Genomic DNA, 1,404 nt, shown 5'->3' with positions numbered 1-1,404 from the left:
GGCCGTGCGCCAGGGGGTGGGCCACGTCGGCGTGCTCCTGGGGGGCGTCTTCGCCTCGTGGGGGGCGGTCCTGGCCGACGAGGCGCGGCCCACGCCCCTGGTCGTGCGGCGGATGCTCTGCGCCCGCCCCGCCCCCGGATGCCGCATCGACGCCAGCCCCGCCGTGGAGGAGGTGCTCGCCGGGGCGCGCGCCGAGCTGGCGGCCCTCGGCGACACCCTCCCCGACGTGGCCGATATCATATCCTTGTGCTCCTCCCAGGCGCAGATCGGACTCGTCGAGGCCACGAGCGAGCAGACCGGCCGCATCGACGCAGGCGCCGCCGTCCTCGCCCTCCTCCTCGCCTGCCTGGACTCCGCGACCCGCGCCGACCCCGCGATCCTCGAGTCCTACGCGGTCATGCTCGCCGACCTGGCCGCCCTGGGCGGCGGCAGGGCCCCCTCGCCCGCGCCCCCGCTCGCCGGGCGCCGCTTCACCGTGGACATCGTCATGCAGGGGGAGGACAAGGACCGCGCCGCCCTGGCGTCCCGCCTCGGCGCCCTCGGCGCACGCCTGTCCACCGTGGGCCACACGGACCTCTTCGGGCTGGGCGAGTGGCGCTTCCACGTCGACACCTCCGCGCCGCTGGCCGCCCTGCCGCGCACCGGGCGCACCCTGCGCTTCCAAGTCCGCGACGCGCGCCCCGACGAGATGATCGGCATCGACGAGCTCGCCGACGAGGGGATCACCCACAGGGGCGTGCGCCTCCTCGAAAGGCGGCCCGTGCGCCGCGTCGAGCGCGCCACCGTCATCGCCTGCACACGCGCCCCCGGCCTCGTCGAGGAGCTCGCGCGGGCCGGGGCCGTCGTCTTCCTCGACCCCGCGCCCGAGGACGCCCCCGGCCTGGCCGTGGCCGCCGCCTCCTCCTCCACCGGAGTCGCGCTCATCGCCCCCTGCGACGAGGCGTCCGCCGCCCTGGCCGCCCGGGCCGCCTCCCTGCTCCCCGCCGGCCCCGCGCAAGCGCCCTCCGTCCTGAGCGCGCCCACCAGCGACGACCTGGGGGTCCTGGCCGTCGCGCGGGCCTGCGCGCCCCTGTTCGTCCCCCAGCCCGGAGGGGCGGCGGCGGGCCCCGCCATGGCCTCGATCCTGCGCGACCAGGCGCGCGGCGCACTTGCCCGCGCCACCACCTGCGCCCTGCCGCCCGCGTGGGAGCACTCCGACCTCGACGCCGCCCTGGCCGAGCTCGAGCGGATCGGCCCCACGCGGGTGCGCCTGCTGCTCGGCTCCGGCGACGACGGGCCCTACCTGGTCGCCTCCCTGCGCCAGCTCCTGTCCGCCAAGGACGCTGCCCGCGCCGTGGACCTGGAGACCTGGGACGGCGGGCAAACCGGCCCCACCCTGCTCCAGGGCGTCGCCTGATGGGCGGC

General features: G+C 78.0%; 1 protein-coding gene. It reads left to right on the top strand.

What is annotated here, in order from left to right; genetic code table 11:
• Positions 1–1,396: hypothetical protein (locus tag BH719_RS01800; RefSeq protein ID WP_173647173.1), on the top strand; the 1,396-nt coding region annotated here is incomplete at its 5' end.
• Positions 1,397–1,404: the final 8 nt, after the last annotated feature.

This window comes from Pauljensenia hongkongensis, assembly GCF_001746855.1.
Lineage (GTDB): Bacteria > Actinomycetota > Actinomycetes > Actinomycetales > Actinomycetaceae > Pauljensenia > Pauljensenia hongkongensis.
This window is presented reverse-complemented; position numbering and strand designations above follow the sequence as displayed.